Below are 19,348 nucleotides of genomic sequence, written 5' to 3'. Positions count from 1 at the left end.
GGTGGGATGCTACTAAAAAGATAGCAAATGCTTTCCGGCTTAAATCTCGAACCGGATCCCCTGCGCCAGCGGCAAGCTGCTGCCGTAGTTGACCGTGTTGGTGGCACGGCGCATATAAGCCTTCCACGAATCCGATCCCGACTCGCGCCCGCCGCCGGTTTCTTTTTCGCCGCCAAACGCGCCGCCGATCTCCGCACCGCTGGTGCCGATGTTGACGTTGGCAATGCCGCAGTCGGAGCCGCGCGCCGAGGTGAACTGCTCGGCTTCGCGCAGGTCCTGCGTGAAGACGGCCGACGACAGGCCGTGCGCCACGGCGTTGTTCAGTGCGATGGCTTCATCAAAGTTGTCGTAAGGCACGACATACAAAATTGGCGCGAAGGTCTCATGCAGCATGGGGCCGGCTTGCTCCTTCAGCTCCACGATGGCGGGGCGCACATAGTGGGCTGATCCATCGCCCGGCTGGCGTTCACCGAAGTGCACGGTGGCGCCCAGCTTCTTTGCTTCGGCCAGGGCAGATTGCATGGCCTCAAACGCGCGGCCGTCGATCAAGGGGCCGACCAGCGTGCCGTCTTTCAGCGGGTTGCCGATGGGCAGGCGTTCAAACACTGCCACCAGGCGTTTGACCAGCTCGGGGTAAATCGAACGGTGCACGATGAGCCGGCGCAGGCTGGTGCAGCGCTGGCCCGCGGTGCCCGCCGCGGCAAAGGCCGCGCCGCGCACCACCAGTTCCAGGTTGGCTGAAGGGCAGACGATGGCGGCGTTGTTGCCGCCCAGCTCCAGCAGCGAGCGCTTGAAGAGGCCGGCACAAGCGATGGCCACGTTCTTGCCCATGGCGGTGGAGCCGGTAGCGCTCACCAGCTTCACGTGCGGGTGCTTGACCAGCGCCTCGCCGGTGGCGCGCTCGCCGATCAGCAATTCGCTCAGGCCTTCGGTGGCCAGGCCGATGTCTTTCGCCGTTTGCAGCAGCAGGCCGTTGAGGGCGATGGCCGAGAGCGGCGTTTTCTCCGAAGGCTTCCACGCCAGTGTGTTGCCGCACACCAGTGCCAGTGCCGCGTTCCAGGCAAACACCGCCATCGGAAAGTTAAACGCCGAGATGATGCCGACCACGCCCACGGGGTGCCAGGTTTCCAGCAGCTTGTGGTCGGGGCGTTCGCTGGCAATCGTCAGGCCGTAGAGCTGGCGCGACAGGCCGACGGCAAACTCGCAGATGTCGATGACTTCCTGCACCTCGCCCAGGCCTTCCTGCAAGATCTTGCCGGTCTCCAGCGAGATCAGCTGGCCGAGTTCGTTTTTGTGGCGGCGCACGGTTTCACCAAACGCCCGCACCAGCTCGCCGCGTTTGGGTGCGGGCACATTGCGCCAGTCGATGAAACGCTGGTGGGCGCGGTTCAGTGCGCCGTCGACGTCGGCGGCGCTGTGGATGGCCACGCGCGCCAGGAGGCTGCCGTCAATCGGCGTGACCACTTCGATGGCTGCAGCCGCCTTGCTGCTGAGGTCGGTACTGACACCCAGGGTTTTGAAGAGGGATGAAACGTCGCTGGCGTGACTCATGATGAAGTCCTTTCGTGGGTTGTCCTGAAATCGGAAGCGGTGGGTGTGATGAGGCTGTGCAGCCCGCGGCCCAGCCGCCCGGCGCCTTGCTGCAGCGCGGCGGGTGACGGATTGGCAAAGCTCAAACGCAGCCAGGGTTGCGCGGCATTGCTGATGCTGAAGGCGGCGCCCGGCACAACCAGCACTTTGTGCCGGAGGCCGAAGTCCACCCAGTCCTGTGTCGGCAACAGCGGCAAGTCGGCGCGCAGCCGGGCCCAGACAAACATGCCGCCTTGCGGCGCGTCAAATTCAAGCAGGTCGCCGGCATGCGTGCGCAAGGCAACGGCCAGCGTGGCGCCTTTGAGGGCATAGGCCTTGCGCAGCACATCCAGGTGCGGCGCGAGTCGGTTGGCGCCCAACATGGCCGCCAGTGTGAGCTGCTCCAGCGAGCCGCTGTGCACATCGGCCGCCTGTTTGGCCAGCACCACCGCGCGCGATATGTCCGCCGGCGCGAGCAGCACACCCAGGCGCAGGGCCGGGGCCACCACCTTGGAATAGCTGGTCATGTAGGCGACCTGTGCGGGCGAGCCGGCCTGCTGGTTGAGTTGTGCGAGTGGCGGTGGCGGCGCCTGGCCAAACCACAGCTCGCCGTAGGGGTCGTCTTCGATCAGCGTCACGCCATACTGTGCAGCCAGTTCCAGCAGGTGAAGCCTCCGCGCCAGCGGCATCACGGCACCGGTCGGGTTGGCAAAGTTGGGCACCACATACAGCACGCGCGGGCGCTCGGCCTGCAGAATGGCCTCGAGCCTGTCAACATCCATGCCTTGCGCGTCGGTCGGCACTTCAATCAGCCGCGCGCCTGCAAAACGAAAAGCCTGCAATGCGGCCGGGTAGTTGAATGATTCCACCGCAATGCCTTCGCCCGGCTCGATGAGCACACGCGCCAGCAAATCGATGGCTTGTTGTGAGCCCGTGGTGATAAGGAGCTCACTTGCTTTGGCCGCAAGGCCGCGCTGCATCAGCAAGGCAGCGCTGGCTTCGCGCAGCTCCGGCAAGCCTTCGGTAGCGCCGTACTGCAGGCTGCGGCCCTGGAGTTTTGCGGATACGCCTTCCAGCGATTCGCGCAGCCACCCGGCCGGCAGCAGCGCCGGATCCGGGTGGCCACCGGCCAGCGAAATCATGTCCTCCTGGCCGGCCAGCGCCAGCATGGCGCGTATGGGTGAGCCGCTGGCCTGTGCGTACAGCGCCCGCACAGCGCTCATGCGCGTGCGGCCGTCATGCCGAAAATGCCGGTGGCGTTGCCGGCGTCAAAGGCCAGGTCCAGCCGCGGCGCCTGCACCGGGTCGTTCGCGGCGATGGGCGTCAGGGCGTCACGTGTGATGAATTCATAAAACGAACCGGGCACGTCGCGCGTGATGCGGCCCTGGGGGGTGATGAACTCGCGCTGCACCGTGGCCGCACGAAAGGCGGTCTGCCGCACACGGCCGCTGGCCGACACCTCGACCTTGTCCTTGATGGGCCGGCCCAGCGCGCGCTGGCGTTCAGCCACCGCGTCCACATCACTTACGCGGTCGGTCGCGTGGTTGAAGGCATTGCCTTCGGTGGCAATCCAGGCCATCTCGGCGGATTCGGCCAGCAGCAACTCATAGTCGTCCACGCCAAAGACGCCGTGCTGGCGGTCAAAGCATTGCAGCAGTTGCGGCAGCAGGCGCAGCGCCTGCGCCAGGGGCAATGTGCCGTCGCGCGTGAGCTGCTCCAGGTCGGCCACGTCCTGCGGCCCCAGCGGGTCGCGTGAGGTCGACAGCACACGCGTGACGGCCGACTGGAAGGGCGCCGAGAACTGCTCGGGGTGAAGTTCAGAGACAAAGAACTGCGCGATGTCTTCGGGAAAATCGCGGTGGCAATACGCGCGGCCCGTCATCTTCAGGCGTGGCAGCGGGTAGGTGCCCTGCAGTTCAAACCCCAGCGGGCGCAGCACGCGGGTAAAGGCTGCCTCACCGGCGGGCAGGGCGCCGCTGGGCCAGCGCACCGTGCGCAGCGCGCCGTGGTCAAACACCACCTGGCGCTTTTGCGCGATCACATCGCTGGCGATGTAGTCCTGCCCGGCGGGCACGCGCTGCACCAGGCTGTAGAACAGCGCCATGTTCAAGGCTTGGGCCAGTTCGGCCCGGGTGACGGTGCCCGACGCGGCTTGCTGCAGCGATGGATGAACGTACATCTGCTCATGGATACTTTTGACGGCCTCGGCGGGCAGGCAGCAAGCGAGGAGCTTCTGGAGATGGGTCATTTCAGGTGTTTTGAGTCGTGTAATGGGCAGGTGAAAGCCGGATTTTCGATAGTTTTGGTGTGAGGCACAAAGGATGTATTTCGATGGAGGCATGAGATATATTCATGCGATGCGCCGGAAAATCCCCTCCACCCAGGCCTTGCTGGCCTTTGAAGCGGCGGCCCACCGCGGCAGCTTCACGCTGGCGGCGCAAGACCTGTCGGTGAGCCAGAGCGCGGTCAGCCACCAGATCCTCGGGCTGGAGCAGGACCTGGATGTGAGCCTTTTCCTGCGCCTGCCGCGCCAGCTGGAGCTGACCGACGCCGGCCGCTCGCTGCTGGCGCGCGTCAGCCCGGCACTGGATTCACTCGAGGCCGCGATGCTGGACCTGGTCTCGTCCAAAGGCGAGGGCGGCACGCTGGAGTTGGGTGTGGTGCCCACCTTTGCCACCAAGTGGCTGATCCCGCGCATGCCGTCTTTTTTGAAAGCGCATCCGCATGTGACGCTGAACCTGGCCACGCGCCTGCAGCCCTTTGATTTTTCATTAACGGGCCTGGATGCCGCCATTCACTACGGCCGACCCGACTGGCCCGGCACGGAATCGGAATACCTGATGGGCGAAGACAGCGTGGTGGTGTGCAGCCCGGCGCTCATGAAAAAGCGGCAGCTGCGCCGCCCCGCGGACGTGTTGAAGTTCACGCTCATCCACCAGAGCACGCGCCCGCATGCCTGGCGCGACTGGTTCCAGCTGGCTGGCATTGACGACGTGCAGGGCGCGGGCACCGGTCCCAAGTACGAGCTCTTTTCCATGATCGCGCAGGCCGTTAAAGCCGGGCTGGGGCTCGCGGTGCTGCCGCGCTTCCTGGTGGCCGACGATATTGCCGACGGCACGCTGGCTGTGCCGTTTGATTTGTCGCTGAGCTCGGACTTTGCGTACTACCTGGTCTGGCCCTCGCAAAAAACCAGCTGGCGGCCGTTGGTGCAGTTGCGCGGCTGGCTGCGCGAGCAGGCCGCCGCGCCCTGAGCCGCTCAAAAACCCTCCTGGCGTTGTTGCGCCGCCTTGCCGTGCTGTAGCACTGTCTGCGGCGGCGCGCCTAGCCAGGACCGCTTCGCTGGGTTTGTGAGCAGCTCTCGAGCACCGAGGGTCTCAAGTGTTGTCAGTCGGCGCCAAGCTCTGCGCCGGCCGCCGCAACGTGCTGTCAAATGGATTGATCTGCGCGCTGATGGCCGTGGCTTCGCGCTTGAGCAGCTCCACCACCGTGGGCAGGCGGTCAGGGCTCAGGCGTGAAGAGATCGTGCCCACGCTGAGCGCGGCGACGGCGCGGCCTTCGCGGTCCAGCACCGGCACACCGACGCCGGCCATGCCGTCCAGCAGGTTGGTATTGCGCCCGGCATAACCAAGCTCGCGCACGCGCTCGATCTCGGTGCGCAGGTAGACCTCGTCGTACACGCCGAACTCACGCACACGCGGCAGGTTGTAGCGGATCACTTCTTCGCGCTCGGTCTCGGGCAAAAACGCCAGGATGGCCAGGCCCCCTTGGCCCATGCCCAGCGCCACGCGCCCGCCGATGTCGCCGGTGAACGAGCGGATGGGAAACGGGCCTTCGCTGCGGTCCAGGCAAACGGCGTCAAAGCCGCTGCGCACCAGCAAAAAGATGGTGTCGCCCAGGCTGGCACACAGCCGCAGCATCGAAGGCCGGCACAGGCTGCGCAGGTCCATGGTGTTGCCGGCCTGTGCGGCCAGCGCAAAAAAATCAATGCTCAGTCGGTAGAGCTTCGAACCGGTTTCCTGCTCGACCACACGCTCGGCCACCAGGCTTTGCAGGATGCGGTGGGTGGTCGCCTGCGTGAGGCCCGTGGCCTTGGCAATGTGGGTGATACGCCCGCCCTTGGCCTGCGTGGCGGCCAGTGCCCGGATGATGGAAAAGGCGCGCTGCACGCTGCTGGAGCTATTGTCATCGTCTTTCATGGCGTCTCCCTTGGCGGAATCAGTATTGCCTTAAGTGTATATAAATTCCGTTAAACGGAATAAATCAAATAAAGATATCTCTATACGGAATAACCTATTGACGATTTTTTATGGGATGCCCTAGCATGAAGTCATCAGGGTGTCATCGTTTTGCACATCGTTTTGTTTGTGCGGCGCTGGTCATTCCCCTTGTTGCAGAGGTGCTCCCCATGTCCTTTTTGACCCTGGCGAATGTGAACAAGTCTTACGGCGCCACCCGCGCCGTGGCCGACATGAACCTGTCGGTGGAGAAGGGCGAATTTGTCTCGCTGCTCGGCCCCTCGGGCTGCGGCAAGACCACCACCTTGCAAATGATTGCGGGGTTTTGCGAGGTGAGCTCGGGCCAAATCACGCTGGACGGCCGTGACATCACCCACGCCAAACCTAACTCGCGCGGCCTGGGCATCGTGTTCCAGAGCTACGCGCTCTTCCCGCACATGAGCGTGTACGACAACGTGAGCTTCGGCCTGGAGATGCGCCGCGTGCCGAAAGAAGAACGCGCCGAGCGCGTGAAAGCCGCGCTGGCCCTGGTGCACCTGGAGGCGCACGCCGCCCGCTACCCACGTGAGCTGTCGGGCGGCCAGCGCCAGCGCGTGGCCCTGGCCCGCGCATTGGTCATTTCGCCGCCGGTGCTGCTGCTCGATGAGCCGCTCTCCAACCTCGACGCCAAGCTGCGCGAGGAAATGCAATTCGAGTTGCGGCAGATCCAGCGCAAGGTCGGCACCACCACCGTGATGGTCACGCACGACCAGACCGAAGCCATGTCCATCAGCGACCGCGTGGTGGTGATGGAAGCCGGCCGCGTGACGCAGATCGACCAGCCGCACCGGTTGTATGAACACCCGCAGACGCGCTTTATCTCGAGCTTTGTCGGCAAGGCCAATTTGCTGGAAGGCCGCGTGATGGCCACCGGCCCCTGGGCCACGGTGCGTGTGGGCGGCAATGTGCCGCTGGAGGTCGAAGCGCCGGGTGTGGAAGAAGGCGACGCCGTGGTGCTGAGCCTGCGCCCCGAAAAAATCCGCCTGGTGCCTGAAGCTCAGGGCCGTATTGGCGGCACGGTGCATGAACGTTTTTTCCTCGGCAGCCAGTGGCTCTACCAGGTGTCGACCGCCGCCGGCAAACTCGCGGTGGTCTGCCCCAACGACGGCACGGCGCCTGCTGAAGAAGGCTCCAACGTCGGCCTGGATTGGGCCGCCCAGCAGGTGCGCCTGCTGCCTGGCGCGCAAGGGGTGCCGGCATGAGCTCTGCGGCCATAGTGGCTCCGGCTCGGGCGAGTGCATCACGTACGCCCTGGCTGCTGTCGGCGCCGGCGTTCACGCTGTTTGCCTGCCTGCTGCTGGTGCCGCTGGCGCTCACGGCAGTGCTGTCCTTCCAGGTGTTTGACCACGCCACCGGCGTGAAGAACAGCTTTACCCTGGCGCATTACGCCGCCGTGTTGACGGACGACTACTACCACGGCATCTTCTGGCGCACGCTGTGGATCTCCGCGCTCACCACCCTGATCTGCATCGTTGTCGGTGCGCCCGAGGCCTATGTGCTCAGCCGCATGCGCAGCCCGTGGCGTTCCATCCTGCTGCTGGTGGTGCTGGCGCCTTTGCTGGTGTCGGTGGTGGTGCGCGCTTTCGGCTGGAGCATGCTGCTCGGCCCCGAGGGCGTGGTCAACCAGGCCATGCGCGCCGTCGGCCTGCCGTCGATGCGCATTCTCTATACCGAGGCCGCGGTGGTCATCGCACTCGTGCATGTGATGCTGCCCTTCATGGTGATCCCGGTGTGGACTTCGCTGCAAAAGCTGGACCCGGGTGTGGAAGACGCGGCGCTGTCGCTGCAGGCTTCGCACTTCACCACCTTGCGCCGCATCATCTTTCCGCAGGTGCTGCCGGGCATTCTTTCGGGCAGCCTGATTGTGTTTGGCCTCTCCGCCAGCGCCTTTGCGATTCCGGGCCTGCTGGGCGGGCGGCGCCTGAAGATGGTGGCGACGGTGGTGTACGACGAGTACCTGCACGAGCTCAACTGGCCGCTGGGCGCGGCCATCGCGCTCACGCTGCTGCTGGCCAACCTGGCCATCATGCTGAGCTACAACCGTGTGCTCGAGCGCTCCTACAAGAAATCTCTCGGATAAGGAGCGCGCACCATGTCCAAAAACGGTCCCCTCGCGCTGCTCTTCAACGCGCTCGTCATTACTTTCATGCTGGCGCCGCTGGTCATCGTGTGCGTGGTGGCCTTCACACCGGGCAACACGCTGGCCATCCCGACCACGGACTTTTCATTGCGCTGGTTCCGCGCGGTGTTTGCGCACTCGGACTTTGTGCAGTCTTTCAAGAACAGCCTCTGGCTGGCGTCCATCTCCGCCACGCTGGCCACCTTGCTGGCCGTGCCGGCCGGGCTGGCAATTGCGCGCCATACCTTCCCGGGCCGCGATTTCCTCAACGGCCTGTTTCTCTCGCCGCTCATCATTCCGCACCTGGTGCTGGGCGTGGCGCTGCTGCGCACTTTCTCGCTGATCGGCGCGACCGGCAGCTTCTTCTGGCTGGCGCTGGCGCACGTGGTCATCATCACGCCTTATGTGCTGCGCCTGGTGCTGGCCTCGGTCGAGGGCAGCGACCGCAGCGCCGAGCAGGCGGCACTCTCGCTGGGCGCAAGCCAGGCGACGGTGTTTGTCCGCGTCACGCTGCCGATGATCTTGCCCGGCGTCACCGGCGGCTGGCTGCTGGCTTTTATCAACAGCTTTGACGAAGTGACCATGTCGATTTTTGTCACCGCGCCTTCTACCGTGACGCTGCCGGTGCGCATGTACATGTACGCCACCGAGTCGATAGACCCGCTGATGGCGGCGGTCTCGGCGCTCATGGTGGCGCTGACGGCGGTGGCCATGCTGGTGCTGGACCGCATCTACGGCCTCGACAAGATTCTGGTCGGACACAAATGAAACCCATCACCGAGTCCGGGGCTTTGCTCCATCGCGTGGCCGAAAGCGGCCGCACACCCGTGAGTTTTGTACTGAATGGGCAACCATTAAAGGCGCTGGCCGGCGACACCGTGCTGACGGCAGTGCTGACGCACAGCGCGCAGCTGCGCTTCAGTGAATTCAGCGGCGAGCCGCGCGCGGGCTTCTGCCTGATGGGCGCCTGCCAGGACTGCTGGGTTGCCACCGAGTCGGGCCGGCGTCTGCGCGCCTGCGGCACCTTTATCGAAGAGGGCATGCGGCTGGTGACGGGCGCGGAGGGCCCGGTATGAGCGTGCGGGCCGTCATTGTGGGCGCCGGGCCGGCCGGTATTCGTGCGGCGCAGACGCTGGTGGCGCACGGCATCAGGCCGGTGGTGGTGGATGAGGCGCTGCGCTGGGGCGGCCAGATCTACCGCCAGCCGCCGCCGGGCTTTACCCGCACCAAGAAAACGCTCTACGGTTTTGAAGCAAGCCGCGCCGACGCGGTGCACAGCGCCATGGCCGGCATCCTGGACAAGATCGACTACCGTCCCGACACGCTGGTCTGGAGCGCCGAGGCCAGCCAGCTGGACCTGCTTCGCCAGGGGGAGATGAGCACGCTGCCCTACAGCCACCTCATCGTCGCCACCGGTGCGACGGACCGTGTGCTGCCTTTCCCGGGCTGGACTTTGCCAGGTATCTATGCGCTGGGCGCTGCGCAGGTCGCGCTCAAGTTCCAGGGCTGTGCGATTGGCTCGCGTGTGGTGTTTGCCGGTACCGGGCCCTTGCTGTACCTGATTGCTTACCAATATGCCAAGGCCGGCGCCCAGGTGGTCGCGGTGCTCGACACGGCCCGTTTTGCCGACAAGGCTGCGGCAGCGCCCGCCATGCTGGGCCAGCCCACGCTGTTTGCCAAGGGCCTGTTTTACCTGGGCTGGCTGCGGCTGCATGGCATTGCCGTGCATCAGGGTGTTGAGCTGACACGCGCCACCGGCGGCGAGCGCGTGCAGGCCATGCACTGGCGCAAGGCGGGCCGTGACCACCACATCGATTGCGACGGCGTGGGCTTTGGTTATGCGCTGCGGCCCGAAACGCAATTGCCTGATTTGCTGGGCTGCCGTTTCCATTACGACAAACTGCAACGCGGTGCGTTGCCCGAGCGCGATGCTGCGGGCCGCTCCAGCGTGCCCGGCGTGTACCTCGCAGGCGACGGCGCCGGCATCATGGGCGCCGATGCGGCCGAGTGGGCGGGCGAACGCGCTGCGTTGGCGCTGTTGGCTGATGCCGGAAAGACAGTTGATGCAGCGCGCGCAGCATCGCTTGAAAACCGCCTGGCCGCTGTCGCCTCGTTTCGCCGGGGGCTGGAGCGGGCATTTCCTTTTCCCGCCGGTTGGGCTGCGTCTGCGCCGGACGAGCTGGTGGTCTGCCGCTGCGAAGAAATCAACGCCGGCGAATTGCGCCGCTGCGTGGCCGACACCGGCGCGCGCGAGATGAACCGCCTGAAGGCGCTGACACGCGTCGGCATGGGCCGCTGCCAGGGCCGCACCTGCGGTGTGGCGGCGGCTGAAATCCTCGCGCACGCCTGTGCTGCCCAGCCTGACGCCGTGGGCCGCCTGCGCGGTCAGTCGCCCATCAAGCCGCTGCCGTTTTCGGCCGTGGTTGCACCGGCGATCCAACAGGAGGCTGCATGATGGAGCGCCTCAAAGCCGACGTCGCCATCATCGGCGGCGGCATCATGGGTTCATCGGCGGCGCTGTTCCTGCGCCGCATGGGCTTGTCGGTGGTGCTGCTCGAGCGCGACCTGTGCGGCTCTCGCTCCAGCGGGGTCAACTACGGCGGCGTGCGCCGCCAGGGCCGGCCGCTCAGCCAGTTGCCGCTGTCGCAGCGTGCGCAGGGCCTGTGGGCACAGCTGCCTGAACTCATCGGCACCGACGGCGAATACCTGCGCTCGGGCCATTTGAAGATTGCGCGCAGCGAGGCCGACCTGGCTTCGCTCGAAAACTACCGCGAGCGCACACACGGCTTTGGCATGGACCTGCAAATGCTCTCGACGCGCGCGCTGCGAGAACGCTGCCCCTGGCTGGGCAAGGCTGCCGTGGGTGCTTCGCTGTGCCCCGAAGACGGGCAGGCCAACCCGCGCCTGGTGTCGCCGGCCTTTGCGCTGGCCGCCAAACGCCTGGGCGCCGACATCCGCGAGCAGACGCGTGTGGATCAAGCCGCACATGACGGCACCGAATTTGTGCTGCGCTCGGGCAGTGTGCTGGAAGTGCGTGCCCAACACCTGCTCAATTGCGCCGGCGCCTGGGCCGCCACCATTGCGGGCCAGTTCGGCGACATCGTGCCCATGGAGTCCGGCCACCCCGAGATGGCGGTGACCGAGCCGCTGCCCGTGTTCATGAATCTGAGCCTGGGCGTGGAAGGCGGCGGTGTGTATGCCCGCCAGGTGGCGCGTGGCAACTGCGTCATCGGCGGCGGCCGGGGCTATGCGCTGGACGACCAGCGCGCCCGCGCGCAGCGCAGCGGCATGGCCGGGCTGATGCAGCAAACCGTCGAGCTGCTGCCGGCGCTCAAAAACGCCCACATCATCCGCACCTGGAGCGGCACCGAAGGCTACCTGCCCGACCGCCTGCCGGTGATAGGCCCCAGCGCCACCACACCGGGCCTGATTCATGCATTCGGTTTTGCCGGCGGCGGATTTCAATTGGGCCCTGGTGTGGGCGCCGTGCTGGCCGACCTGGTGCGTGACGGCGAGAGCGTCACACCCATCGACGCGTTCTCGGTGACCCGTTTCTCAGCAAGTCCGCGTGCGGCAACCGCCGGCCTTGTCCCTTCCGCTGTTGCCTCGTCCGTCCTTGCTTCCTCCCATTGATTCCATCCATCCATTCATTCATTCACTCACCCACCAAGCCACCAGGAGCCTTTCATGAAAACATCCTCACGATTCCTGTCCACCCGCGCCACCGCGGTGTGCCTGGCCCTTGCGGCCGCCAGCCTGGCCGGCGGCAACGCCATGGCGCAGACCAAGACGCTGTACATCGGCATGAACGGCGGCACCATGGAAAAAACCTACACCGAGCATGTCTTCGGTGCGTTCGAGAAAGCCAATAACGTCAAGGTGGTGGTGGTGCCCGGCACCTCGTCCGACATCCTGGCCAAGGCGCAGGCCAACAAGGACAACCCGCAGATGCATGTGATGTTCCTGGACGACGGCATCATGTACCGCGCCATCGGCATGGGCCTGTGCGAGAAGATGCAGGCCACGCCCGCGCTGAACGACCTCTTCCCGACCGCACGCTTCAAGGGCGACATGGCCGCCGGCGTCAACATCGGCATGACCGGCATCGCCTACAACAAGAAGATGTTCACCGAAAAAGGCTGGGCGCCGCCCACCTCGTGGATGGACATGGCCAACCCGAAATACAAGGGCAAGGTGGTGTTCCAGTCGCTGTCCTCGTCCACCTTCGGCCTGCACGGTTTTCTGCTGTTCAACCGCATCCAGGGCGGCAATGACAAGAACGTCGAGCCCGGCTTCAAGGCCTGGCCCACCACCATCGGCCCCAATGTGCTCGAGTACATCCCCAGCTCCGCCAAGCTGGCCGAGATGGTGCAGACGGGTGAAGCCGCGATGTTCCCGCTCACACCGACGGCCGTCGGCGTGCTCAAGGACAAGGGCCTGCCGGTCGAATACGTGCAGCCCAAGGAAGGCTCGGCGGTGCTGACGGTCGGCGAATGCGTGATTGCCAAAAACAGTGAGCCCGCGCTGGCGCACAAGCTGGCGCAATACCTGCTGTCGCCTGAAGCCCAGGCCGCGGCGCTGGAATTCGGCGACCAGATTCCGTCCAACCCCAAAACCAAAGCCTCGGGCAAGGCCGGCGCACTGGTGGCGCAGATGAACGAGTACATGAAGACGGCGATCGCCGTGGACTGGGATGCGATCAACGAAAACCGCCCGGCCTGGAACGCGCGCTGGAACAAGACGGTCGAGCGCTAAGAACCACTCGGACCGAATGACGCCGCTTCACCCGTTGAAGTGGCGCTTCATCTCTCTTTTTGGTGAGCTTGCGAAATCAGCTCCCCAAGAGAGGGGTCGACGGGCATGGGCGTGAATGCACTGACAGTGGCGCGCCCGTGGTTCCCGGCAGGAAGCCGGCCTGCGAGATGCCCCAGGGGCACCAGGCTCAGGCGCATCAGCTGGCCTGCCGCTTCGGGGTAGTCCCGCGTCTTTAACGCAAACCGCAGCATGGCGATGTGGCTGCGCCAATGCAAACCAGAATTTTGCTGGCCCACAATGTGCGCGGCCATCAGCCATGCCCAACGTAATTCGTGATCCTGGCCGACGCTCTGACTGAAACCGAGCATCAGCTGCACGTAGGTATTGCGGGTGTGGTCTGTCGCCATCACTTTTGCTGCTTGCGCAGCAAACGGAAACCATTGCCCACCACCAGCAGGCTGGCGCCCATGTCGGCAAACACCGCCATCCACATCGTGGCCGTGCCAAAGACGGCCATCACCAGGAAGACGCTCTTGATGCCCAGCGCCAGGCTGATGTTCTGCCACAGGATGGCGTGCGTGCGCTTTGACAGCCGCACCGTTTCGGCCACACGCTCCAGGTTGTCGTTCATGATCACCACGTCGGCCGCTTCCATGGCGGTGTCGGCGCCGGCCCCGCCCATGGCAAAGCCGATGTCGGCCTGCGCCAGCGCGGGTGCGTCGTTGATGCCGTCGCCCGTCATGCCGGTGGCGCCGTAGCGTTGCTGCATCGCCTGGATGGCGGCGAGTTTGGCCTCGGGCAGCAGGTCGCCGCGCGCGTCTGCAATGCCGGCTTGCGCAGCGATGGCTTGCGCGGTGGCGGCGTTGTCGCCGGTCAGCATCACCGGCGTAACACCCAGTGCCTTCAGGTCGGCAATCGCCTGACGTGAGGTCTCCTTGATGGTGTCGGCCACGGCAAAGAGCGCCAGCACGTGTGCATCGTCAGCCAGCAGCGTCACGGTGCGGCCTTGTTGTTCATGCCGGGCGAGCTCGGCTTCAAGTTCTACCCCGCACAAGCCGAGTTCATGGATCAGGCGGTGATTGCCCAGCACCAGGCGCTTGCCGGCGATGGCTCCCTCAACGCCCCGGCCCGGCAAGGCTTTGAAGGCCTGCACATCGGCAGTCTCAACGTTCAATCCTGCGGCAATGGCTTTGGACACCGGATGGTCCGAGCGTGAGGCCATGGCGCCGGCCAGCTGCGCGGCCGTTGCTGCATCGGCGCCGCCCCAGGCGCGCCAGTCCACGAGCTGGGGCTTGCCTTCGGTGATGGTGCCGGTCTTGTCGAGTGCCACGGCCTTGAGCAGGCGCGCCTCTTCAAGGTAGGTGCCGCCCTTGATCAGGATGCCCCGGCGCGCCGCCGCCGACAAGCCGCTCACCACGGTGACCGGTGTGGAAATCACCAGCGCACAGGGGCAGGCGATCACCAGCAGCACCAGCGCCTTGTAGAGCGACTCCTGCCATGTCAGGCCCGCCAGCAGCGGCATCAGCACCGCCACGGCGACGGCGATGGCAAACACCGCCGGTGTGTAGACGGCGGCAAAGCGGTCGACAAAACGCTGTGTCGGCGCGCGGCTGCCTTGCGCCTGCTCAACGGCGTGGATGATGCGCGCGAGCGTGGTGTTGTCGGCGGCTGCCGTGACACGCACTTCGATCTCGCCGGTTTCGTTGATGGTGCCGGCAAAGACGGCGTCGCCGGGTTCCTTGTCGACCGGGATGCTCTCGCCCGTGATGGGCGCCTGGTTGACGGCGCTGTGGCCCAGCGTCACCTCGCCGTCCAGCGGCACGCGTTCACCCGGCCTGATGCGCACCACGGCCTCCAGCGGCACGGCGGCGACCGGCGTGGCTGACCAAACGCCGTCTGCGCCCCGCATCAGCGCTTCGTCGGGCGCCATGTCCAGCAGGCCCTTGATGGCATTGCGCGCACGGTCCACGGCCCTGGCTTCAATCAGCTCGGCTATCGCATACAGCGCCATCACCATGGCGGCTTCGGGCCACTGGCCGATCAGGAAGGCGCCGGTCACGGCCACCGACATCAGCGCGTTGATATTGAGCTTGCCGCGCAGCAGTGCGGCCATGCCTTTTTTGTAGGTGTCCAGGCCGGCCAGCGCAATGGCCACGGCGGCGATGGCCATGCCGGCCAGCTTCCAGGCCATCACGTCGGGTGCAAAGAATGACACCGCTTCAGCGCCGACCGCCAGCACCAGTGCCGCGACCAGGCGCGTGACGCCGCTGCTGAAGCCGTGACCTTCGCTGTGGTCATGGGCGTGATCGTGGCTGTGGTCGTGCCCCGCATGGTCACCGTTTTGCGATGCATTGGTGGAGGTGGCAGGTTTCGGATCAAACCCGGCTTTGCGAATCGCCTCCAGCGCCAGCGGATAAGCGCCTTCGGACGCTTCGATCCGAAGCGTGCGCGCGCCGAGCTGAAAACCCAGCGAACGGATGCCGGTTATCGGCTCCAGCGCGCGGCGGATGTCGGACTCTTCGGCGCTGCAGTCCATGGTGGCGATGCGGAAAAGTTGCCCGCCGGCGCCCAGCGGCACGGGCGCGGCGGCCGCAGGCGCAGGGGCGCCGCAGCAGCTGGAGTGGTTGTGCGCGTCGATAACAGGTGTGTTTTCAGTTTTCATGGCTTAATTGGAAACCTTGTAGCGACCTTAGAGTCAAGGCCGCCTTCTGAGTACCCCTACTGAAGGGTCGGCGAGGCGGCAATCCGCACCTGATGGAGCCCATGATGAAAATTGGAGAACTGGCCAAGGCCACGCAGACCCAGGCGGAAACCATCCGGTATTACGAGCGCGAGGGCTTGCTGCCCGAAGCCGCGCGCACCGACGCCAACTACCGCGTGTACGACGAAAGCCATGTGCAGCGCCTGGCCTTTATCCGCCACTGCCGCTCACTGGACATGACGCTGGGCGAGATCCGCACGCTGCTGGACTTCAAGGACGCACCGGATGAAAGCTGCGCCGACATCAACGCGCTGCTGGACGAACACATCGGCCATGTCGCGGCGCGCATCCGTGAACTCAAGGCACTTGAGAAAGACCTGAAGCTGCTGCGCGAGCAATGCGCCAGCGGCCAGGCCAGCGCTTCATGCGGCATCCTGAGCGGGCTGGAAAAAGCTGCGCTGGAACACAGCCGTGCGCCCGCAGGAAAGGGCCATGCCGACCACATTCACGGTACGCACCCACAGGTCGGGGCGTCTGCGAAAGCTGCACCCGCGAGAAAGAACACCGCTCGCTGACAGGGATGTCGTTCGCAAGGTATTTTCACAAAGCACGTGCTTGCTAAAAATACCGGGTTTTGATATGGTCTGCCCTTATGGACAAACCTGCCGCGCGATCGCGCCCCGCCCCGCGAGTACCTGCGCAACCTCAAACCCGAACAAAACCCGAGGCCGGCGCCGCTGAAAAACGCCCACGCGGCCGCCCGCGCAAAACACTGGACGAGCGTGACGACGGCAACCGGCGGGTCGAACTCGTCAACACCGCCGCCCGGTTGTTCCGTAAAAAAGGCTTTGACGCCACCAGCACGCGCGACATCGCGGCCGCTGTCGGCATGCACAGCGGCTCGCCCTTCTACCACTTCAAAAGCAAGGCGGAAATCCTCAACGCCGTGATGGAAGAGGGCATGCGTTCGGCCCTGCAGCGCCAGGCCGCGGCCCTGCAGGCGGCGGGGCTTTCCACGGCTGAAGCGCCGGCGCTGCTGCGCGTGCTGATCCGCAACCACTTTGACGTGCTGCTCGGCCCCGGCAGCGACTTCATTCCGGTGATGCTGTATGAGTCGCGCTCTATCACCGCACGGCAACGCAGCCTGCTGGCCAAGCTGCAAAGCGACTACGAAGCCGTCTGGGCGCCGGTGCTGGAGGCCTTGGCCAAAGCGGGCCAGCTCAAGGGGCCGGTGAAGCTCGCGCGCCTGTTGATCTTCGGCGCGCTCAACTGGTCGGTGCAGTGGTTTGACGCGAAGAAAGATGCATCGCTGGACGACCTGGCGGACGCGGCCATGGCCCTGTTCATTGGGGAAAAAACGCCGGCAAGAAAGGCCCGACCATGAGTTACCAATCCGTCTTCCAGCCCGGCCTCTTTGCCGGCCAGGTCATCGTCGTCACCGGCGGCGGTTCGGGCATCGGCCGTTGCATCGCGCATGAACTGGCCGCGCTGGGCGCGCATGTGGTGCTGATAGGCCGCAATATCGACAAGCTGCACAGCGTGGCCGGTGAAATCGTGGCGCAGGGCGGGCGCGTGAGTTTTCACCCTTGTGACATCCGCCAGGAAGAGGCCGTCAAAACCACCATCACCGCGATCGTGGTGGCGCAGGGCCGCATCGACGGCCTGGTCAACAACGCCGGCGGCCAGTACATCACGCCGCTCGAATCCATCAGCGCCAAAGGCTGGGAGGCCGTCATCAACACCAACCTGACCGGCGGCTTTTTGATGGCGCGCGAATGCTACCTGCAAGCCATGCAAGGCAAAGGCGGCAGCATCGTCAACATCGTGGCCGACATGTGGGGCTCCATGCCCAGCATGGGCCACAGCGGCGCGGCGCGCGCCGGCATGGTGAGCTTCACCGAAACCGCCGCCGCCGAATGGGCCCACAACGGCGTTCGCGTGAACGCGCTCGCGCCCGGCTACATCGCCTCCAGCGGGATGGACCACTACCCGCCCGAGGCCGGCCCCATGCTGCGCGAGATGCGCAACACCGTGCCGCTGGGCCGCTTCGGCACTGAAAGCGAAACCTCGGCCGCCGTCGTCTTCCTGCTCAGCAAGGCCGCCAACTTCATCAGCGGCAGCACGCTGCGGGTCGATGGCGCCCGGCCCCAGGTGCGCATGGGCTGGCCCATGAAGCGGCCCGACGCCGAGGCTTTGCAGCGTGAGGCCATCCAACCTTTTGAAGGTTTTCACCTGGCCGAAACTCCCAAGGTCTTCCAGTCATGACCCTCTTTCAATCGGCATGGAATGCAGAAGGCGCCGTCGCCCTGCAGCGGCGTGAGGCCATGCTCGCGCGCATCGCCGCGCTGCGCGCGCTGGAAGAGCGCAGCGCCGCCGCCTCCGCCAGATCACGGCCCGCCTTCGACAAGCGTGGCCAGCTGCTGCCGCGCGAACGTGTGGCGCTGCTGCTGGACGCGGGCGCGCCGTGGATCGGGTTGTGTTCCCTCGCGGGCTATTTGCAGGACAGCAAGGACGCAGCCCAATCGGTGCCGGGTGGCGGCGTGGTCGCCGGCATCGGCTTTGTGAGCGGCGTGCGCTGCATGGTGGTGGCCAGTGATTCAGGCATTGAAGCCGGCGCCGTCCAGGCCATGGGGCTGGAAAAAATCCTGCGCGTGCAGGAGATCGCGCTGCAGAACAAGCTGCCCTTTATCCACCTGGTGGAAAGCGCGGGCGCCAACCTCATGCGTTACCGGGTCGAAGGTTTTGTGCACGGCGGCAGCCTCTTTCGCAACCTGGCCCGGCTGTCGGCGGCGGGCATTCCCGTCATTACAGTGCAGCACGGTTCGGGCACGGCGGGCGGCGCCTACATGCCGGGCCTGAGCGACGTGGTCATCATGGTGCGCAAACGCTCGCGCGCCTTCCTGGCCGGCCCGCCGCTGTTGGTGGCCGCCACGGGCGAAGTCGCCACGGAAGAAGAACTGGGCGGCGCCGAAATGCACGCCGGCACCTCGGGCCTGGGCGAACAACTGGCCGACGATGACCGGCAGGCGCTGGGCCTGGCGCGCGAGGTTGTGGCCCGCACTTCATGGTCAAATCGGCCTCCAGCCCAGGTGCGTCATGGGTTTTCAGCTATTAATTCAATAGCAAATGATGGGAAACCCCGGGACCCGCTGTACCCGGCCGAAGAGCTCCTGGGCCTGGTCCCCAGCGACCTGCGCCAGCCGCTGGACATGCACGAGGTGATTGCCCGGCTCGTTGACGGCTCTGACTTTCTGCCCTTCAAAGCGCTTTACGGCGCCGCCACCGTGTGCGTGCAGGCGTCCATTGACGGCTATGCCGTCGGCATCATCAGCAACAACGGCCCGATCGACGTGGCCGGCGCCAACAAGGCCACACACTTTATCCAGCTGATGTGCCAGCTCGGTCACCCCATCGTCTATTTGCAAAACACCACCGGCTATATGGTCGGCAAAGAGAGTGAGCAGGCCGGCATGATCAAGCACGGCTCCAAGATGATCCAGGCCGTCACCAACGCCACCGTGCCGCAAATCACGATCCAGTGCGGCGCATCCTTCGGTGCGGGCAACTACGGCATGTGCGGCCGCGGTTACGCGCCGCGTTTTCTGTTCAGCTGGCCCAGCGCCAAAACGGCGGTGATGGGCGGCGAACAGGCCGCGCGCACCATGCAGATCGTCGGTGAGGCGGCGCTGGCGCGCAAAGGCATCGCGCCGGACCCAGCCCAGTCGCAAGCCCAGTACGACAAGATCGTCGCCATGTTCGAGGCGCAGGCCGACGTGTTCTATACCTCCGGCCTGGTGCTGGACGACGGCGTGATCGACCCGCGCGACACGCGTGCGGTGCTGGCCGAATGTTTGGCGATGTGCGCAGACGCCGAGGCGCGGCAGTTGCGGCCCATGCAGTTTGGCGTGGCGCGCATGTAGTCCCTTCAAA

At 65.4% G+C, this 19,348-nt stretch carries 18 protein-coding genes; 12 read left to right on the top strand and 6 right to left on the bottom strand.

The features are described from left to right. Nucleotides 1–39: 39 nt before the first annotated feature. Genes DT070_RS03295 through DT070_RS03285 form a run of 3 tightly spaced genes read right to left on the bottom strand, consistent with a single transcriptional unit; the run spans nt 40 to nt 3,817 of the window. A complete protein-coding gene (locus DT070_RS03295; RefSeq protein ID WP_122954123.1) occupies nt 40–1,551 on the bottom strand; it encodes an aldehyde dehydrogenase family protein in 1,512 nt (503 codons plus the stop codon). Beyond that, nucleotides 1,548–2,792: a PLP-dependent aminotransferase family protein gene (locus DT070_RS03290; protein WP_122954122.1), complete on the bottom strand. Its 1,245-nt coding sequence runs from the start codon at nt 2,790–2,792 to the stop codon at nt 1,548–1,550. The genes DT070_RS03295 and DT070_RS03290 overlap by 4 nt, the downstream gene beginning before the upstream one ends. Next, nucleotides 2,789–3,817 (bottom strand): DUF1338 domain-containing protein, encoded by a 1,029-nt coding sequence (locus tag DT070_RS03285; protein WP_122954121.1) that lies wholly within the window; start codon nt 3,815–3,817, stop codon nt 2,789–2,791. Before DT070_RS03285 ends, DT070_RS03290 begins: the two co-directional genes overlap by 4 nt. Before the next feature lie 109 nt (nt 3,818–3,926). On the opposite strand from DT070_RS03285, the gene DT070_RS03280 reads away from it, so the two are divergent. Beyond that, nucleotides 3,927–4,820, top strand: coding sequence for a LysR family transcriptional regulator (locus tag DT070_RS03280; protein ID WP_122954120.1), 894 nt, complete (start codon nt 3,927–3,929; stop codon nt 4,818–4,820). Nucleotides 4,821–4,943: 123 nt separating this feature from the next. On the opposite strand, the gene DT070_RS03275 is transcribed toward DT070_RS03280, so the two are convergent. Further along, complete coding sequence (locus tag DT070_RS03275) at nt 4,944–5,765, bottom strand: IclR family transcriptional regulator (protein ID WP_122954119.1); 822 nt, start codon at nt 5,763–5,765, stop codon at nt 4,944–4,946. A gap of 209 nt (nt 5,766–5,974) precedes the next feature. Here DT070_RS03275 and DT070_RS03270 point away from each other — a divergent pair, with 209 nt between their 5' ends. The 7 genes from DT070_RS03270 to DT070_RS03240 are packed head-to-tail and all read left to right on the top strand — an operon-like array spanning nt 5,975 to nt 12,717. After that, nucleotides 5,975–7,045, top strand: coding sequence for an ABC transporter ATP-binding protein (locus tag DT070_RS03270; protein WP_122954118.1), 1,071 nt, complete (start codon nt 5,975–5,977; stop codon nt 7,043–7,045). Next, complete coding sequence (locus DT070_RS03265; RefSeq protein ID WP_122954117.1) at nt 7,042–7,923, top strand: ABC transporter permease; 882 nt, start codon at nt 7,042–7,044, stop codon at nt 7,921–7,923. The genes DT070_RS03270 and DT070_RS03265 overlap by 4 nt, the downstream gene beginning before the upstream one ends. Nucleotides 7,924–7,935: 12 nt before the next feature. Continuing rightward, nucleotides 7,936–8,730 (top strand): ABC transporter permease, encoded by a 795-nt coding sequence (locus tag DT070_RS03260; RefSeq protein WP_122954116.1) that lies wholly within the window; start codon nt 7,936–7,938, stop codon nt 8,728–8,730. Further along, nucleotides 8,727–9,038: a (2Fe-2S)-binding protein gene (locus DT070_RS03255; RefSeq protein WP_122954115.1), complete on the top strand. Its 312-nt coding sequence runs from the start codon at nt 8,727–8,729 to the stop codon at nt 9,036–9,038. Before DT070_RS03260 ends, DT070_RS03255 begins: the two co-directional genes overlap by 4 nt. Beyond that, complete coding sequence (locus DT070_RS03250) at nt 9,035–10,417, top strand: FAD/NAD(P)-binding oxidoreductase (protein WP_122954114.1); 1,383 nt, start codon at nt 9,035–9,037, stop codon at nt 10,415–10,417. The genes DT070_RS03255 and DT070_RS03250 overlap by 4 nt, the downstream gene beginning before the upstream one ends. After that, nucleotides 10,414–11,595: an FAD-binding oxidoreductase gene (locus DT070_RS03245; RefSeq protein ID WP_122954113.1), complete on the top strand. Its 1,182-nt coding sequence runs from the start codon at nt 10,414–10,416 to the stop codon at nt 11,593–11,595. The genes DT070_RS03250 and DT070_RS03245 overlap by 4 nt, the downstream gene beginning before the upstream one ends. A 54-nt stretch (nt 11,596–11,649) precedes the next feature. Next, the gene (locus DT070_RS03240; RefSeq protein ID WP_122954112.1) at nt 11,650–12,717 is read left to right on the top strand and encodes an ABC transporter substrate-binding protein; all 1,068 of its coding nucleotides are present in this window, start codon (nt 11,650–11,652) and stop codon (nt 12,715–12,717) included. Nucleotides 12,718–12,764: 47 nt separating this feature from the next. Here DT070_RS03240 and DT070_RS03235 read toward each other — a convergent pair whose 3' ends face one another. Next, on the bottom strand, nt 12,765–13,124 hold the full coding sequence (locus DT070_RS03235) for a DUF3703 domain-containing protein (RefSeq protein ID WP_122954111.1): 360 nt from the start codon (nt 13,122–13,124) through the stop codon (nt 12,765–12,767). Further along, nucleotides 13,124–15,379 (bottom strand): cation-translocating P-type ATPase, encoded by a 2,256-nt coding sequence (locus DT070_RS03230; protein ID WP_122954110.1) that lies wholly within the window; start codon nt 15,377–15,379, stop codon nt 13,124–13,126. The genes DT070_RS03235 and DT070_RS03230 overlap by 1 nt, the downstream gene beginning before the upstream one ends. Nucleotides 15,380–15,483: 104 nt before the next feature. Here DT070_RS03230 and cadR point away from each other — a divergent pair, with 104 nt between their 5' ends. The 4 genes from cadR (at nt 15,484) to DT070_RS03210 (ending at nt 19,338) form a co-directional block, all read left to right on the top strand. Then, nucleotides 15,484–15,993 carry a Cd(II)/Pb(II)-responsive transcriptional regulator gene (gene cadR, locus DT070_RS03225; protein WP_122957226.1) on the top strand — a complete coding sequence of 170 codons (510 nt, stop codon included), beginning with the start codon at nt 15,484–15,486 and terminating at the stop codon, nt 15,991–15,993. Between the two features lie 77 nt (nt 15,994–16,070). Then, nucleotides 16,071–16,802, top strand: a complete 732-nt coding sequence (locus DT070_RS03220) for a TetR/AcrR family transcriptional regulator (RefSeq protein ID WP_122954109.1) — start codon at nt 16,071–16,073, stop codon at nt 16,800–16,802. Then, entirely contained in the window at nt 16,799–17,683 is an 885-nt protein-coding gene (locus tag DT070_RS03215) for an SDR family oxidoreductase (protein ID WP_122954108.1), read from the top strand. Before DT070_RS03220 ends, DT070_RS03215 begins: the two co-directional genes overlap by 4 nt. Further along, the gene (locus tag DT070_RS03210) at nt 17,680–19,338 is read left to right on the top strand and encodes an acyl-CoA carboxylase subunit beta (RefSeq protein ID WP_122954107.1); all 1,659 of its coding nucleotides are present in this window, start codon (nt 17,680–17,682) and stop codon (nt 19,336–19,338) included. The genes DT070_RS03215 and DT070_RS03210 overlap by 4 nt, the downstream gene beginning before the upstream one ends. Nucleotides 19,339–19,348 lie beyond the last annotated feature (10 nt).

The organism is Polaromonas sp. SP1 (assembly GCF_003711205.1).
Lineage (GTDB): Bacteria > Pseudomonadota > Gammaproteobacteria > Burkholderiales > Burkholderiaceae_C > Polaromonas.
This window is presented reverse-complemented; position numbering and strand designations above follow the sequence as displayed.

Excerpts from the sequence above, each read along its gene's own strand:
- DT070_RS03250 (WP_122954114.1), top strand. The coding sequence starts at position 9,035 with ATGAGCGTGCGGGCCGTCATTGTGGGCGCCGGGCCGGCCGGTATTCGT.
- DT070_RS03210 (WP_122954107.1), top strand. The coding sequence starts at position 17,680 with ATGACCCTCTTTCAATCGGCATGGAATGCAGAAGGCGCCGTCGCCCTG.
- DT070_RS03220 (WP_122954109.1), top strand. The coding sequence starts at position 16,071 with ATGGACAAACCTGCCGCGCGATCGCGCCCCGCCCCGCGAGTACCTGCG.
- DT070_RS03290 (WP_122954122.1), bottom strand. The coding sequence starts at position 2,792 with ATGAGCGCTGTGCGGGCGCTGTACGCACAGGCCAGCGGCTCACCCATA.
- DT070_RS03240 (WP_122954112.1), top strand. The coding sequence starts at position 11,650 with ATGAAAACATCCTCACGATTCCTGTCCACCCGCGCCACCGCGGTGTGC.
- DT070_RS03230 (WP_122954110.1), bottom strand. The coding sequence starts at position 15,379 with ATGAAAACTGAAAACACACCTGTTATCGACGCGCACAACCACTCCAGC.
- DT070_RS03255 (WP_122954115.1), top strand. The coding sequence starts at position 8,727 with ATGAAACCCATCACCGAGTCCGGGGCTTTGCTCCATCGCGTGGCCGAA.
- DT070_RS03265 (WP_122954117.1), top strand. The coding sequence starts at position 7,042 with ATGAGCTCTGCGGCCATAGTGGCTCCGGCTCGGGCGAGTGCATCACGT.
- DT070_RS03270 (WP_122954118.1), top strand. The coding sequence starts at position 5,975 with ATGTCCTTTTTGACCCTGGCGAATGTGAACAAGTCTTACGGCGCCACC.
- DT070_RS03295 (WP_122954123.1), bottom strand. The coding sequence starts at position 1,551 with ATGAGTCACGCCAGCGACGTTTCATCCCTCTTCAAAACCCTGGGTGTC.
- DT070_RS03275 (WP_122954119.1), bottom strand. The coding sequence starts at position 5,765 with ATGAAAGACGATGACAATAGCTCCAGCAGCGTGCAGCGCGCCTTTTCC.
- cadR (WP_122957226.1), top strand. The coding sequence starts at position 15,484 with ATGAAAATTGGAGAACTGGCCAAGGCCACGCAGACCCAGGCGGAAACC.
- DT070_RS03285 (WP_122954121.1), bottom strand. The coding sequence starts at position 3,817 with ATGACCCATCTCCAGAAGCTCCTCGCTTGCTGCCTGCCCGCCGAGGCC.
- DT070_RS03235 (WP_122954111.1), bottom strand. The coding sequence starts at position 13,124 with ATGGCGACAGACCACACCCGCAATACCTACGTGCAGCTGATGCTCGGT.
- DT070_RS03245 (WP_122954113.1), top strand. The coding sequence starts at position 10,414 with ATGATGGAGCGCCTCAAAGCCGACGTCGCCATCATCGGCGGCGGCATC.
- DT070_RS03215 (WP_122954108.1), top strand. The coding sequence starts at position 16,799 with ATGAGTTACCAATCCGTCTTCCAGCCCGGCCTCTTTGCCGGCCAGGTC.
- DT070_RS03260 (WP_122954116.1), top strand. The coding sequence starts at position 7,936 with ATGTCCAAAAACGGTCCCCTCGCGCTGCTCTTCAACGCGCTCGTCATT.
- DT070_RS03280 (WP_122954120.1), top strand. The coding sequence starts at position 3,927 with ATGCGCCGGAAAATCCCCTCCACCCAGGCCTTGCTGGCCTTTGAAGCG.